This is a genomic window from Terrimonas ferruginea DSM 30193, from assembly GCF_000425585.1.
GTDB classification, from domain to species: Bacteria; Bacteroidota; Bacteroidia; order Chitinophagales; family Chitinophagaceae; genus Terrimonas; species Terrimonas ferruginea.
In genome coordinates, this window is the sequence record NZ_AUDS01000023.1 from 91,851 (window position 1) to 107,003 (window position 15,153).

Sequence of the window (15,153 nt, forward strand, 5' to 3'; positions counted from 1 at the left end):
ACCAACATTATGCATTTGTTTATATGAAATTTTTAATCGCCTTTTTACTGACAGCCGCACTTGCGTTTACAGGTGGCCTTTACTTTGATTGGTGGATCATTGCACCTGCAGCGTTTATCACTGCAGTACTGGTGCGTCAGCGTCCCGGAATGGCTTTTCTTGCCGGTTTTCTCGCCGTATTTCTATTATGGGCGGGGCTTTCTTACTGGATCGATGTACAGAATCAACATATCCTGGCTACACGTATTGCCAAACTGATGGGCGTCGGCAGCCCGTTCATGCTCGTGATCGTTACCGGATTAGTGGGTGGATTGGTTGGCGGATTGGCTGCGTTGAGCGGAAGTTTTATGGTCGCCATCAAGCCATCTTCCCGCTCATAAAGTTGTTAAGGTTTTGGGAATATTCATGTGTAGCTTGCCTGTAACAAAACGGCCTGTATTTTCGTAGTTACACTATGACCAGATTTTTATTCCTGCTGCTTTCCGTATTCATGGCCAACGTCATTTATGCGGGTACTATTACCGGTACTATCACTGATGAAAAAGGTAATCCGCTTCCGTACGCTTCTGTTTCCTTAAAAGGTTCCAGTCGGGGGGCCAATGCCAACAGTTCGGGAAAATATTCAATGGAGCTCGCTCCCGGACAGCACACGCTCGTGTGCCAGTTCGTCGGATATACCCGCACAGAAAAAGTAATCACTGTTACAGATGCGCCGCAAACCGTCGATTTTATATTGACCATTCAGGGGCTTACGCTCGACGAAGTGATCATCAAAAAAGGGGAAGACCCTGCATATGAGATCATCCGGCAGGCGATCAAAAAACGCTCTTTTTACAATAACCAGGTCGATTCCTTTACTGTACAGGTTTATATCAAAGGTTTGCTGCGTTCCCGCGGCCTGCCCAAAAAAGTATTCGGACAAAAGATCGAGCGTGCGCCCAACGACGGGCTCGATTCTGCCGGCCGTGGCATTCTTTACCTTTCCGAATCCATTACCAACGTATCATACGTTAAGCCTGATAAAGTGAAAATGGAAGTGGTTTCCACCCGCGAGAGTGGAGGTAACGGATTCGGTTTAAGCTTTCCGTTTTTCATCAACTTTTATCAGAACAACGTTAACGTATTCGATAACAATGTCAATCCGCGCGGCTTCATTTCCCCGATTGCCGACGGGGCCCTGAATTACTACCGTTACAAATACGAAGGCTTTTTCATCGAAGATGGAAAAACCGTGAACACGATCCGCGTTACACCCCGCCGCAAAAATGAGCCGCTGTTCTCCGGTACCATCCAGATCGTGGAAGATGAATGGCGTATCCATAGCCTCGACCTGCTGACCACCAAAGATTATCAGCTCGAGTTGATCGATACACTCCGCGTAAGCCAGTTGCATGCGCTGGTGGAAGATGACGTGTGGAAAACCAAGAACCAGGTCACCTATGTGGCCATTAAACGGCTGGGTATCGATGTAGCCGGCAACTTTGTAAACGTTTATTCCGATTACAACATCAATCCTGCATTCGGTAAAAAATACTTTGGTAAAATATTGATGCGCTACGATACGGCGTCTAATAAGCGTGACACCAATTACTGGAATGCTGCACGCCCCGTGGCCCTGGAACCCGAAGAAGTAAAAGATTATTTGTTCAAGGACAGCGTAGCCAAAGCCACGAGAGATTCAATGAGCTCCCGCCGCGTGCTGGATTCCCTGCAACGCAACCAGGGCAAAGTCAAGATCAAAGATTTTCTCTGGTCTTCAGGCGGATTTGGCCGGACGAAATTCGGGAAAAAAGTTTCGGTCCGTTATCACCTGAACGCGCTGCTTCGCGAACTCGAATACAATACCGTCGAAGGGGTTTCGGTGAATGTGGAACAACAGTTTGGTATCATCCCTAAGAAGGGCCGTTACACTTATAATGTAGATTGGCAAACACGCTACGGGTTCAGCAACACCCACCTGAATATGTGGGGTGGTCTTACCATCGTGGACCGTAAAGGCGGACAGTTCAACCGCCAGTCGCTCAGCTTTAGCGGAGGTAAACGCGTTAGCCAGTTCAACCGCGACAATCCCATCGATGCACTGACCAATGAAGTATATACACTGTTTTTCAAACGCAACTTTATGAAGTTGTATGAAAACTGGTTTGGGCAGGTAAGCTTCTACAAGCAACTGGACAATGGTCTTCGTTTCCGTGCGCAGGTATTGTATGAAGACCGTTTACCCGTGGAAAACACAACTGATTTTTCATTCTTCCGCCGTGAAGGTACATTCCTGCCCAATCATCCGAAAGATCTCGCAGGTATACCTTTCGATCGCAACCAGGCATTTGTGGCAGGCATTTCCGTGAGCTGGCAACCGGGCCAGCGTTATATTCAATACCCCACCTACAAAATGCCACTCGGTTCTAAAATGCCGACATTTGAATTGGAGTATAACAAAGGCATTCCCAACATCTTCAACAGTGATGCGGATTTCGATAAATGGAAAGTGTCGGTGACAGATAAGATGAACTTTAAACTGAAAGGGGAGTTGCAGTACCGCGTAAGTGTGGGCGGATTCTTTAACAGCCGCCGCGTTGATATACCGGATCTGCAACACTTCAACGGCAACCAGACATTCTACAACTTGAAATACCTGAACAGTTTCCAACTGGCTCCTTATTATCGTTACAGCAATGCCGAGCCGTTTTACGCGCTCGCACATGTTGAACATCATTTCAACGGTTTGCTGACGAATAAAATTCCGCTGATTAACAGGCTGAAATGGAACCTGGTGGTAGGCAGCAATGCGTTTTATGTAAACAACAACAGTTACTATGTGGAGGCCTTCGCAGGATTGGAAAATATCCTGAAACTCTTCCGTGTCGACTTCGTGAATGCCTATCAGCCGGGGCTGGGAACCAAGTTTGGTGTACGAGTTGGGTTCGGTGGATTGCTCGGTGGGCGTTTTGCACGTAACTGACAAGTCGGCTGAAAAATAACAGAAATGCTATCTTTGTGCTGAAATTTGGTTCAGCCTGCAACTGACCAATTGTATTAATTGTACACTCCGGTGTATTCAAATTTCAAACAATGGCACTTCACAACCGCGTCTCCCGCAAGGAGTTGAAGGAGCGTATGCTCCAGGACCCGACTCCGCGCACCACCATTTCATTTTATTGTTATTTCCCTATTCCTGACCCGGAAGATTTCCGCAACACGATCTACCGTGAGTTGAGTGAGATCGGTGTAATGGGGCGTATCTATGTGGCCGCCGAAGGCATCAATGCGCAGATCAGCGCTCCAACGAAAAATCTGGAGAAACTGCGCGAATACCTTTATTCGTTCGAACCCTTGAACGGATTGCGGTTGAATATTGCCGTTAATGACGATGGTAAATCCTTCTACGTACTTGATATCAAAGTCCGCGAAAAGATCGTAGCGGATGGCATCGATGATCCGGAATTCAGTATGGAGAAAAAGGGCCGTTACGTAAACGCTGATCAATTCAACGAACTGACTTCACAGCCCGGGACCATCGTGATCGACATGCGGAATCACTATGAATTTGAAGTGGGACATTTTGAAAAAGCGATAGAAATTCCGAGTGATACATTTCGCGAGCAACTGCCGATGGCGGTGGAAATGATGGAGGAACATAAGGACAAAAATATCATCATGTATTGCACGGGTGGCATCCGGTGCGAGAAAGCGTCAGCCTATATGCTCCACCGCGGATTTAAAAATGTTTTTCACCTGGAGGGAGGTATCATCAACTACAGTAACCAGGTCCGCGAGCAGAACCTGCCGAATAAATTTCATGGAAAAAACTTTGTCTTCGATCAGCGGCTCGGAGAGCGCATCACCGACGAAATCATTGCAAAATGCCATCAATGCGGTAAGCCGGCGGATACGCACACCAATTGTGTAAATGATGCCTGCCATTTGTTGTTTATCCAATGTGAAGTGTGCAAGGCCAACTATGAAAATTGCTGCTCAAAGGAATGCCAGGATATGATCCATTTACCGGAGGAACAGCAGAAAGAATTGAGGAAGGGCATCGAGAAGGGCCGGAATGTGTTCAATAAATCAAGGCGCCGGCGACCCGATCTTCGGGGTGAATAGTGAATGGTGAATCGTCAATCGTCAATCGTGAATGGTGAATCGTCAATGGTCAATAAGTGAATAAGTCAATCGTCAATGGCTGTTGACTTAATACTTATAACTTATTACTTACTACTTCCCGCTGATCCATTTAAAGCAAACAGGCTTGCCAACCTCAATGCGCTTGCCGGTATCGGTGAGTAATCCTGTTGAGGCATTGCGGCGAAAGACAGCAATATTGTTGCTTCCCTGGTTGCCGGCCAGCAGAAAGTTGCCCGACGGATCGATGGTGAAATCGCGGGGAGCTTCGCCGCCACTCGGCATATAACCTGCCTTGGTCAGTTTTCCATCCTTGCCTACCCGGCAGATCACCAGCCCTACATATTTAATGCGATGCGAAGCATAAAGAAATTTCCCATCGGGTGACAGATGAATAGCAGCGCTGCCGCCATTACCTTCCTGAGGTAAACTTTGTGTGGTTTGCACCGCCGTGAGTTTCCCGTTTTGATAACTATATGTATGGATCTTGCTGGTCATTTCCGTAAGGAGATAAGCAAAGCGCCCTTTGCTATCAAAGGTGATATGCCGTGGACCCTCGCCGGGCATAACACTTACATAAGGTTGCGCGGCTGGTTGCAAACTACCTTTCGTAGCATCAAAAGCGTACGCATATATTTTGTCTACCCCGAGATCGGCAACATATAAAAATTTATTGTCCGGGGAAATTTTGGTGCAATGCACATGCGGAGATGCCTGGCGTTTTTTATCGGGTCCGCTTCCTTCATGGGTAATATGTACGGTTGCGCTGTCGAGGCTTCCATCTGTTTTAACAGGAAACATGGAAAGACTTCCGCTGGTATAGTTGCCGGCAAACACCCAGCGACCTGTGCGATCGGTTTCTACATAGCAGGGATGATCACCTTTTGTCGGCAGCTTGTTGAGTAATTGCAGGGTGCCGTCCTTTTTATTAAAGGAAAAAGAAGCGATCTCTCCGCCATTTCCACCGGCAGCATTTTCATAAATCGCATATACAAAACGCTCGTCCGGAGATACAGCCAGATACGATGGATTAGGAGAAGCAACATGACTCACTTCTTCCGCAATTCCTGTTGCCGCATTGAACCGGTAAACGTAAATGCCTTTGCTGGGACTATTGTCGGTGTAGGTGCCCACAAGCATGTAGTTGTTTTGTGCCTGCATCATGCTAGGGAATAAAAGGAAGAGGAGGATGTATTTCATTTGACAAAAGTAAAGGTTTAAGCTATAGGGCGTAAGGTATAAGGTGTAAGGCGTAAGGCGTAAGGCGTAAGGTATAGGGCATAAGGTTAATAGCCAAATTTACCCATTACCGTGGTTCGCGTCCGAGCGAACTACAAAAGCATCGGGGGAAGGATTCACCTATTCACTTATTGACTTATTCACGATTGACGATTGACGATTGACGATTCACGATTCACGATTGACGATTCACGCAAACCATTCACTCTTCACAATTCGTTCACCAAAAACAGCCTTTTCGCCAATGGATTTTAACAACGTGCCACGTAACTTTTTCATTTATGGTACAGTCTTATATGTAAGAAAAGAGAACCGGTTTCAGAAAAATTACTAAACCTCAAAAGCTTATAAAATGAAGAAGATTTTTACCCTTTCGGCCCTGCTGATCGCTGCCACAGTGATCCTGACCAGTTGTTATAAACGCAACGATTATGTTTTCGATGAAGGCTATTGGCTTTCGCAAGAACGGGGTATCGTTGTTTATAGTTCGGGCGATTGTTCTTATTATGTTGTAGAAACCTATAACGGTTATTCAGTCCTGCGCAGCGCAGATGGTTATCTGCCTTATGAAGGTGCTGTTGTATATGGTAACTTCAGCGGCATCGGCACCCGCGACTTTTACAACTATTCCAACCGCACACTGATGACCGCACGCGTTCAGGAATACTGGCTGAGCTATTACGATGCCCAGGATGCCATTGACTACTATTGCGGTTACTATGGCAAAGGCACAAAAGAAGCCAAGAAGATCAACAAAGCCGGTTTGGCTCAGGAGTCGAAACAGTAATTACACTTAATCAATCGTATTTTAAAGCTATCCGGAAGGGTAGCTTTTTTTATGGGAAAAAGAACAAATACGTCCTCTCCAACGGAGAAGCTGCGCCTTTCTGAGACCCCTGCCATGCGTATAACTACGGAATAACGCATGCTAACAAATTAATTTTCAGCCATACTTCCGGCAAAGGCCATCGGAGTTATACGCCGGTGCTGCCCGGATTTTCAATAAAAAATGTTAATTAAGTGTGGATAGAATACCGGTAGCTGGTATAGTATTTGTAAAAATCTTAATAGAATTTTATCCTAATCCGTATCGTCCAGACAGCTAGCTGACTGGATAGATTTATCCAATAAAGTATGTAAAAACACCTTAAGCTAATGCTTATCCAAATTCCTGATGCAAGACCATTGCGAGGCTTCATACTTATATGTCTGCTACTGGCAGGCATATCGGTAACAGCACAGCGACAAAACCTTCTGCTGGAGTCGGGTTTTGAAGGCAGCAATTACCTCGCAGGTTGGACCAACAACCAACATTGCTGCAATTACTCCGTGCAGCAGTCAGCCGAACAACTCAAAGCCGGGTCTTCCGCTTTACGGCTGGAAGTACGTAGCAGTGATCCCCAAACAAGCAGTTCCATCCGCTCCGAAATTACCCGCAGCAGCGATCCGCTTAACGTCGACCGTTGGTATGGCTTTTCCATGTATCTCAAAGACTGGGCAAACGATCCGGCGGGTGAACACGTTTTTCAATGGCATCCCGACAACAGCTCCGGTTCATCCGCGCTTTCTTTGTGGACGAGCGGCGGACGTTTTACAATCGTTACCAACAATACCGGTACTTCCTCCGGAAACGTATACAATGATATCGGTCCCGTGCTTTCCAATCAATGGGTAGACTTTGTGATACGGATTCGTTGGTCAACGGCTACCACCGGTTTGTTGCAGGTCTGGCGCAACGGTACGCTGGTTGTCAATAAAGAAAACGTAAAGACAGCCGCCATCACCAATTCATTCAAACTTGGCATTAATAAATACGGTTGGGGAATACAAACTTCCACCACTACACAACGCATTTTGTTTTTTGATGAAGTCAGGATCGGTAACGAAAATGCAACCTATAACGACGTAGCACCCGGAAGCGGCACAGCACCGGTTAACCGTCCGCCCGTTGCCAACGCCGGTGCCGATCAAACCATCACATTACCCACAAACAGCATTGCCTTAAACGGAACGGGTTCAAACGATCCCGACGGAACCATCACCACGTATGCCTGGTCAAAGATCAGCGGCCCGAATACCGGAACGATTGCTACGGCAAATACTGTTACCACTAACGTAACAGGTCTCACACAAGGTGTGTATGGTTTCCGTTTGCAGGTAACAGATAACAGTGGCGCAACGGCAGCCGATACTGTACAGGTGACGGTGAACGCCGCGCCTAATCAACCGCCCGTAGTAAGTGCCGGTGCGGATCAAACGATCACCTTACCAATAAATAATGTGGTATTAAGCGGGTCAGCCAATGATCCCGACGGAACCATCACCACGTATGCCTGGTCAAAGATCAGCGGCCCGAATACCGGAACGATTGCTACGGCAAATACTGTTACCACTAACGTAACGGGTCTCACACAAGGTGTGTATCGTTTCCGTTTGCAGGTAACCGATAACAGCGGCGCAACGGCAGCCGATACCGTGCAGGTAACGGTGAACGCCGCGCCTAATCAACCGCCGGTAGTAAGTGCAGGTTCGGATCAAACGATCACCTTGCCAATAAATACTGTGGTATTAAGCGGATCAGCTAATGATCCCGACGGAACCATCACCACGTATGCTTGGTCGAAGATCAGCGGCCCGAATGCAGGAACGATCGCGAATGCGAATGCAGTTACCACTAACGTGACAGGTCTCACGCAAGGTGTGTATCGTTTCCGTTTGCAAGTAACAGATAACAGCGGCGCAACGGCCGATGCCACAGTGCAGGTGACGGTGAATGCTGCGCCTAATCAACCGCCGGTGGTGAGTGCCGGTCCGGATCAGACGATCACTTTACCAATAAATAATGTGGTATTAAGCGGATCAGCTAATGATCCCGACGGAACCATCACCACATATGCCTGGTCGAAGATCAGCGGCCCGAATGCCGGAACGATCGCGAATGCGAATGCTGTTACCACTAACGTGACAGGTCTCACGCAAGGTGTGTATCGTTTCCGTTTGCAAGTAACAGATAACAGCGGCGCAACGGCCGATGCCATAGTGCAGGTGACGGTGAACGCCGCGCCTAATCAACCGCCGGTGGTGAGTGCCGGTACGGATCAGACGATCACCTTACCGATAAATACTGTAGTATTAAGCGGATCAGCCAATGATCCCGACGGAACCATCACCACGTATGCCTGGTCGAAGATCAGCGGCCCGAATGCAGGAACGATTGCTACGGCAAATGCTGTTACCACTAACGTGACAGGCCTCACACAGGGAATTTATCGTTTCCGTTTACAAGTAACAGATAACAGCGGTGCCACGGCGGATGCCACCGTACAGGTGACGGTAAATCCTGCGGTGAATCAGCCACCGGTAGCAAATGCGGGTGATCAACAGGTATTGCGTTTGCCTGTCAACTATACTCAACTCGACGGACGTAATTCGGCCGATGCGGACGGACGCATCGTGAGTTATCGCTGGGCTTACATAAGCGGACCAGCTAATTTTATATTGAATGATCCTGCAGCAGCGCTTACTTCATTGAGCGGCCTTGTGCAGGGTGTGTATGTATTCAGGCTTACAGTGACAGATGATAATGGTGCCGCACATACAGACGATGTAAGGATTACAGTGTTGCCACCCAATCAGCCGCCCGTAGCCGAGGCGGGTAACAGCATTGTAATGACATTGCCGACCAATGCCACTACGCTCGATGGCCGTGTTTCTTATGATCCGGATGGAAGTATCATTCGCTGGCAGTGGACATTGATCAGCGGACCGGCAGCTCCCGTGATCGTCAATCCCAACGCAGCCGTTACTGCGGTAAATAATCTTATCCAGGGAACCTATTCGTTCCGCCTTACCGTTACCGATGATGCCGGAGCCACCGCCAGCGACGAGGTGCAGGTGATTGTGAACAGACCGGCGAATCAATTACCCATAGCCCGGGCCGGGAATGATATAACGATCAGCCTTCCCGTAAACCAGGTACAGCTTGATGGTGCTGCTTCCTATGATCCCGATGGAACGATTACCACATTTACCTGGACCAGGGTCAGCGGGCCAACCGATGCCACGATTGAAACACCGTCGGCTGCTGTTACACGCATTAATCGTTTGACGCAGGGAACCTATATTTTCCGTCTTACTGTAACAGATAACTCTGGTGCTAATGCCAGTGACGAGGTAATGGTAACAGTCTTACCGGCGCCGCGTGTCAATCAACCGCCGCGCGCAATTGCCGGTGCAGACTTTACGCTTAGCCTTCCGTCAAGCGCTGCTTCCCTGGATGGAAGTGCCTCTTCAGATCCTGACGGACAGATCGTGATCCATCGCTGGCGCCAGGTATCCGGGCCAACGGTCGCACGCATTACAGCGCCAGCCGCCGCGCGTACAAACGTGGAAGGTCTGCTGCCTGGAGAATATATATTTGAGTTAACTGTTACCGATAATGAAGGGGCTACCGCTTCGGCTACTGTGAAAATAAATGTAGTAGAAGCGATATTAAACCTCCTCGTTTATCCGAACCCCGCCGCTAACGATCTCACTCTCCGCTACGGCGACCAGGTAAACGGAAATGTCAGGGTGCTTATTTATGATGCGGAAATGAGAAAGGTCCATGAGCGCATAGTGAATAAAAATCAGGCTATGCTGCAACATACGATTGATCTGCGCCGCCTGAGAAGTGGTACTTATTTCTTGCGGATTATTACTTCCGATGGCAGGAAGATCGACAGGACGTTTGTAAAGTTGTAGGTAGTAAGTAGTAAGTAGTAAGTAGTAAGTAGTAAGTAGTAAGTAGTAAGTAGTAAGTAGTAAGTAGTAAGTAGTAAGTAGTAAGTAATAAGTGTAGGTAACAGCCATGGATTGCTCACTTCGAGAATCTCAGGGGGGAATACATGGCTGCAGCCGCGGGATGCTTATTGACTATTCACCATTGACAATTGACAGTTCACTGCCTATAAGAAATCACCACAATTCCCGCACTCACCACCAGCATCAAAAAAAGAAAAACAAGATTCACTTTTACCTGATCTTTATTTTTCTCTTTGACGGCGATATACAGCATCTGCATTCTTTTATATAAAAGAGGAAGAATGAGAACTGCTATGATCAAATACGGTATTTTCATGATGAGGAGATCATAGGTTATACGTAATAAGCGTCGTACTGAACTTGCCCGAAGGATCGGGCGAAGTATCGGGCGAAGTTTCAGTAGTCATGGAATTTATTGACGATTCACCATTCACCTATTGACCTATTGCACCCAACGCCTTCACCGTCCGCTCAAACGTTTCTTCATCCGTAAGTTTGGTTGGTTCAAAGCTGCGGCCGGTCAGCTTTTCATATAATTCAATATAACGTCCCGAGATGGTATTCACCCATTCGTCGCTCATTTCCGGAACGGTTTGTCCTTCTTTGCCCATGAAATTATTGGCAATAAGCCATTCGCGGACAAATTCCTTACTGAGTTGTTTCTGGCGTTCGCCTTTTTCCTGGCGTTCTTCAAATCCGTCGGCATAGAAATACCGCGAGCTGTCGGGCGTATGGATTTCATCCATTAAATAAATGGTATCGCCGATTTTTCCGAATTCGTATTTGGTATCGACCAGGATCAGTCCCTGTTTGGCGGCGAGTTGTTTTCCGCGCTCGAATAATGCCAGTGCGTAACGGCTGATGGTTTCCCATTCTTCCTGCGTTACCAGGCCTGTATAAATGGCCTCCTGCGGAGAAATGTCTTCGTCGTGTCCTTCCACGGCTTTGGTGGAAGGCGTAATGATGGGTTCGGGGAAATAATCATTTTCTTTCAATCCATCGGGCATGGCAGCGCCGCAAAGCACGCGTTGACCGGCGGAATAAGTGCGCCAGGCGTGGCCGGTGAGGTTGCCGCGTACCACCATTTCGAGGCGGATAGGCTCGCAGCGGCGGCCAATGGACACGTTGGGAGCCGGAACGGTGGTCAGCCAATTGGGGCAGATATCCGCCGTGGCTTCCAGCATATAAGCCGCAATCTGGTTTAATACCTGTCCTTTGAAGGGAATGGGGCGGGGGAGAATGACGTCAAAAGCGGAAATCCGGTCGGAAGCCACCATCACCAGCCATTGCTCGCCGATGCTGTAAACGTCACGCACTTTACCCTGATAAAATCCTGTCTGTTGGGGGAAGTTGAAATTAGCCATGAACGAAAGTAAGACGATCCCGAAAAACGCCCAACGACCGGGCTTTCAGAATTTCAACATTTTGTTCTTGTTATAGAAAAATTAAATTTTTAGATCAAAAAGACAATGCTTATTTTTCCGGCTGATTACAAACCAAAATTGCCACTTATGAGAAAAAGCTTGCGCTTTTTGCTAGCAACGGTTGCGAGTCTGCTCTCGCTTACTGCTATTTCCCAAACCATCATCTCCGGTAAAGTTAAGAACAGTGCCAACCAGGAAGTTGTACCGGCCGTGTCGGTAGTGGTGAAAGGAACCAGCGTTGGTACTTACACCAATTCCAATGGTGAGTTCAGCCTGAGCATCGGCCAGTTTCCCGTTACGCTCGTATTTACGTCTATCGGTTACGATTCGCTGACCGTGGACGTGAGCAACGCGTCAACCCCGCTGGATATCAGTTTCAAACCTAACAGTCAACTCGGCCAGGAAGTAGTTGTTTCCGCCAACCGTGCTCCCCAACGTATTTTGGAGTCTCCGGTTACGGTAGAGCGCATGAGCGCCGCTACTATCCGCAATGCCGCAGCCCCCAACTTCTACGAAGCTATTACCAACCTTAAAGGTGTGGATATGCATACGGCAAGTCTTACTTTCCGTACGGTTACCACCCGCGGTTTCGTAAGCAGCGGTAACAACCGTCTCAACCAGCTTATAGATGGTATGGACAACCAGGCGCCCGGTCTGAACTTTTCCGTAGGAAACGTGATCGGCCCCAACGACCTGGATGTTGACAACGTGGAACTGCTGGCAGGTGCGTCTTCCGCCCTGTATGGTTCCGGCGGTATCAACGGTACCCTGCTCATCAACAGCAAAAACCCTTTTAAATACCAGGGCCTCAGCTTCAATATCAAACAAGGTATCAACCACGTTGACGGACGTCAGCGCGCCGCCGCTCCGTACTACGACTGGCAACTGCGTTGGGCAAAAGCGTTCAACGATAAATTTGCCTTCAAGATCTCTGCATCACTCGTAAACGCACAAGACTGGGAAGCGAACGACTATCGCAACAAACAACAGATCGGTGTACTCAGCAAAGTAACCGGTGGCAGCCGCGAGAACGACCCCAACTTCAACGGCGTTAATATATATGGTGATGAAGTAAGCGCTAACATGTCTTCCTTCGCACAACTGGTACAAAGCCAGATCCGCGCAGGTATCCTGGGTGCTACCGGCAACCAGATTGACGTGGTTTCACTGCTGAATAGCTACTACGGTGCTATCGGTAACCCCGCTTATCCTACCGCTGCACAACAAGCCGGCTTCTATACTTTCGCAGGTTTCCCCGCACCGGTACTGGCTGCTATCAACAACCCGGCGATCCAGGGCAACATCAACAACCTGATGCCTTTTTACAACGGTAACCGCAACGGTTATTTTGGTAACTACAACGTATCACGTACCGGTTACAACGAACGTGACCTGGTTGACTACAACGCAATTAATGTGAAATTGAATGCAAGCCTGCATTATAAGATCACTCCGGGTATCGAAGCTTCACTGAGCACTTATTTCGGTACCGGTACTACTGTTTATACAGGTGCTGACCGTTATTCCCTGCGCAACCTGAAGATCGCGCAGCATAAACTGGAAATCAAAGGCAAATCCTGGATGGTCCGTGGTTACACAACCCAGGAAAATGCAGGTGATTCTTATAACGCCAGCGCCCTCGGTGCTTTCATCAATGATAGCTGGAAAGCTAACTCAACATGGTTCCAGCAGTATGTAGCTGCTTATTCTGAAAGCCGCCGCCAGGGTGGTGCCGCTATCAGCGACATGCAGGCGCACATGAATGCCCGCGCTTTTGCCGATCAGGGCCGTCTGCTGCCAGGCACACCTGAGTTCAACGCCGCTGCCAGCAAAGTGAAGTCTACACCTATCAAGAGAAACGGTGCCAAGTTCCTCGACCGCTCCGATCTGTATGCGGGTGAAGGCCAGCTGAACGTTTCAGACGCCCTCAACTTCAGCGACAAGCTCGAAGTAATTGCCGGTGCACAGTGGAAACAATATGTCATGAACTCTCAGGGTACCATCTTCGCCGACACAGCCGGTGTGCTGAAGATCAACGAAATCGGTGGTTACCTGCAACTGAAGAAAGCATTCTTCGACAACTTCCTGACCATTACTGCCAGTGGACGTTACGATAAGCAAACCAACTTCGACGGCCGTTTCACTCCGCGCGTTACCGGTGTATTCCGCGTAGCGAAGGACAACAACATCCGCCTGTCTTACCAGACTGCTTACCGTTTCCCAACCAACCAGAACCAATACATCAGCCTGGTAACAGGGTCCGGCACGCTGATCGGCTGTCTGCCTGAATTCCAGAGCTTCTATAAATTGAACTCTACACTGCCTGGTTATACGGCAGCCAGCATCCTGGCTTACCGTAACAGCGGTAACCCCAACAACACCAGCCTGCTCGTAGCTGCTGAATACAAAAATGTGAAGCCTGAGTCTGTAAACTCTTACGAACTCGGTTACCGCGGTGTGCTCGGCGGCCGCCTGCTGATCGACGCTTATGTTTATTACAGCCGTTACCAGGACTTCCTGTCTACCGTAGCAGTTGGCCAGACCAAATCAGGCAACCAGCAGGAACTCTACAGCCCTTTCACTACTACCAATATTTCTTATGTACAAAATGCAACAGCGGTAGTAAAAGCGATCGGCTGGGGCATCAGTGCAGAGTATAAATTTGCCAAGAACTACTTTATTTATGGTAACGTGTTCCAGGACGAGCTGAACGATGTGCCTGCCGGATTCGTTTCTTACTTCAATGCTCCTGACTACCGCTTCAACATCGGTCTGCGCAGCGAGGATGTGTACAAAGGAGTAGGCTTTAACATCGTGGCGAAGTATCAGGGCAACAACTACTATGAAGGTACTTTCGTTACCGGTACACTGCCTTCTTTCACATGGGTGGATGCACAGGTATCTTATCGTGTGCCTAAGAGCAAGAGCACGATCCGCATCGGTGGTACCAACATCCTCAACAGCTACTACCGCACAGGCTTCGGAAGCCCATACGTAGGCGGTCTGTACTATGTGAGCTATGGTTTCAACCTGTAATAAGTGAATGTTTTAATAAAAAAGCAAAACCCCGCCAACCGGCGGGGTTTTTTCGTCAATCGTCAATGGTGAATAGTGAATGATGGATTCTTATTTGCTGATGCCATTGTTCGTGTACACACGAACAATGGCATCAGCGTGCATCTTTACTCAAAACTTATAGCCTATAACTTATCACTAGTGTCCGGTATAATTTAATTGAAGTTCTTTGAAAGTCTTGGTAGTCGTGTGTTTCAAGCATTTTTAGGGCGGTGACGATTTGAAACTACTGATTTTCTAGTTTTATGAAAATCAGAGGCTTATGAATTCTGGACAATATGTCTTTGCGCAGGCAGTGTTGCTTTTACCCAGTCGTGTTTTTGATCGTTGTATCAAGATGTTTAATGGTAACAAAGGTGTCAGACATTTTACTTGTTGGCATCAGTTCATGTGTATGATATTTGGACAGTTAAGCAATCGGGAAAGTCTAAGGGATCTTATTGTTTGCATCAATGCGCATAAACCAAAACATTATCATCTCGGATTAGGT

10 protein-coding genes are annotated in these 15,153 nt (G+C 48.1%); 7 read left to right on the forward strand and 3 right to left on the reverse strand.

All coding sequences use genetic code 11. From position 1 onward, the window contains the following. Positions 1–23 precede the first annotated feature (23 nt). From H608_RS0109995 to trhO, 3 genes are all read left to right on the forward strand, one after another. Positions 24–380, forward strand: coding sequence for a hypothetical protein (locus H608_RS0109995; RefSeq protein ID WP_028787564.1), 357 nt, complete (start codon positions 24–26; stop codon positions 378–380). A gap of 74 nt (positions 381–454) precedes the next feature. Further along, a complete protein-coding gene (locus tag H608_RS0110000) occupies positions 455–2,962 on the forward strand; it encodes a DUF5686 and carboxypeptidase regulatory-like domain-containing protein (RefSeq protein ID WP_028787565.1) in 2,508 nt (835 codons plus the stop codon). 110 nt (positions 2,963–3,072) lie between these two features. Beyond that, entirely contained in the window at positions 3,073–4,104 is a 1,032-nt protein-coding gene (gene trhO, locus H608_RS0110005) for an oxygen-dependent tRNA uridine(34) hydroxylase TrhO (RefSeq protein WP_028787566.1), read from the forward strand. A gap of 111 nt (positions 4,105–4,215) precedes the next feature. Here the strand turns inward: trhO and H608_RS0110010 are convergent, their stop codons facing one another. Continuing rightward, on the reverse strand, positions 4,216–5,322 hold the full coding sequence (locus H608_RS0110010) for a lactonase family protein (RefSeq protein ID WP_028787567.1): 1,107 nt from the start codon (positions 5,320–5,322) through the stop codon (positions 4,216–4,218). A 391-nt stretch (positions 5,323–5,713) separates the two neighbouring features. On the opposite strand from H608_RS0110010, the gene H608_RS0110020 reads away from it, so the two are divergent. Continuing rightward, positions 5,714–6,148: a hypothetical protein gene (locus tag H608_RS0110020; protein ID WP_028787568.1), complete on the forward strand. Its 435-nt coding sequence runs from the start codon at positions 5,714–5,716 to the stop codon at positions 6,146–6,148. Between the two features lie 368 nt (positions 6,149–6,516). Further along, positions 6,517–10,104 carry a PKD domain-containing protein gene (locus tag H608_RS0110025; RefSeq protein WP_028787569.1) on the forward strand — a complete coding sequence of 1,196 codons (3,588 nt, stop codon included), beginning with the start codon at positions 6,517–6,519 and terminating at the stop codon, positions 10,102–10,104. Positions 10,105–10,300: 196 nt separating this feature from the next. Here the strand turns inward: H608_RS0110025 and H608_RS24360 are convergent, their stop codons facing one another. Then, on the reverse strand, positions 10,301–10,465 hold the full coding sequence (locus H608_RS24360; RefSeq protein WP_155990112.1) for a hypothetical protein: 165 nt from the start codon (positions 10,463–10,465) through the stop codon (positions 10,301–10,303). Positions 10,466–10,598: 133 nt separating this feature from the next. Then, entirely contained in the window at positions 10,599–11,528 is a 930-nt protein-coding gene (locus tag H608_RS0110035; RefSeq protein ID WP_028787570.1) for a phosphoribosylaminoimidazolesuccinocarboxamide synthase, read from the reverse strand. A gap of 147 nt (positions 11,529–11,675) precedes the next feature. On the opposite strand from H608_RS0110035, the gene H608_RS0110040 reads away from it, so the two are divergent. Both H608_RS0110040 and H608_RS24075 read left to right on the forward strand, forming a co-directional pair. Continuing rightward, on the forward strand, positions 11,676–14,624 hold the full coding sequence (locus H608_RS0110040) for a TonB-dependent receptor (RefSeq protein ID WP_028787571.1): 2,949 nt from the start codon (positions 11,676–11,678) through the stop codon (positions 14,622–14,624). Positions 14,625–14,925: 301 nt separating this feature from the next. Then, on the forward strand, positions 14,926–15,153 hold a 228-nt coding region (locus H608_RS24075), incomplete at its 3' end, for a DUF4372 domain-containing protein (RefSeq protein WP_028787572.1).

Excerpts from the sequence above, each read along its gene's own strand:
- H608_RS0109995 (WP_028787564.1), top strand. The coding sequence starts at position 24 with ATGAAATTTTTAATCGCCTTTTTACTGACAGCCGCACTTGCGTTTACA.
- H608_RS0110040 (WP_028787571.1), top strand. The coding sequence starts at position 11,676 with ATGAGAAAAAGCTTGCGCTTTTTGCTAGCAACGGTTGCGAGTCTGCTC.
- H608_RS0110025 (WP_028787569.1), top strand. The coding sequence starts at position 6,517 with ATGCTTATCCAAATTCCTGATGCAAGACCATTGCGAGGCTTCATACTT.
- trhO (WP_028787566.1), top strand. The coding sequence starts at position 3,073 with ATGGCACTTCACAACCGCGTCTCCCGCAAGGAGTTGAAGGAGCGTATG.
- H608_RS0110035 (WP_028787570.1), bottom strand. The coding sequence starts at position 11,528 with ATGGCTAATTTCAACTTCCCCCAACAGACAGGATTTTATCAGGGTAAA.
- H608_RS0110020 (WP_028787568.1), top strand. The coding sequence starts at position 5,714 with ATGAAGAAGATTTTTACCCTTTCGGCCCTGCTGATCGCTGCCACAGTG.
- H608_RS0110010 (WP_028787567.1), bottom strand. The coding sequence starts at position 5,322 with ATGAAATACATCCTCCTCTTCCTTTTATTCCCTAGCATGATGCAGGCA.
- H608_RS0110000 (WP_028787565.1), top strand. The coding sequence starts at position 455 with ATGACCAGATTTTTATTCCTGCTGCTTTCCGTATTCATGGCCAACGTC.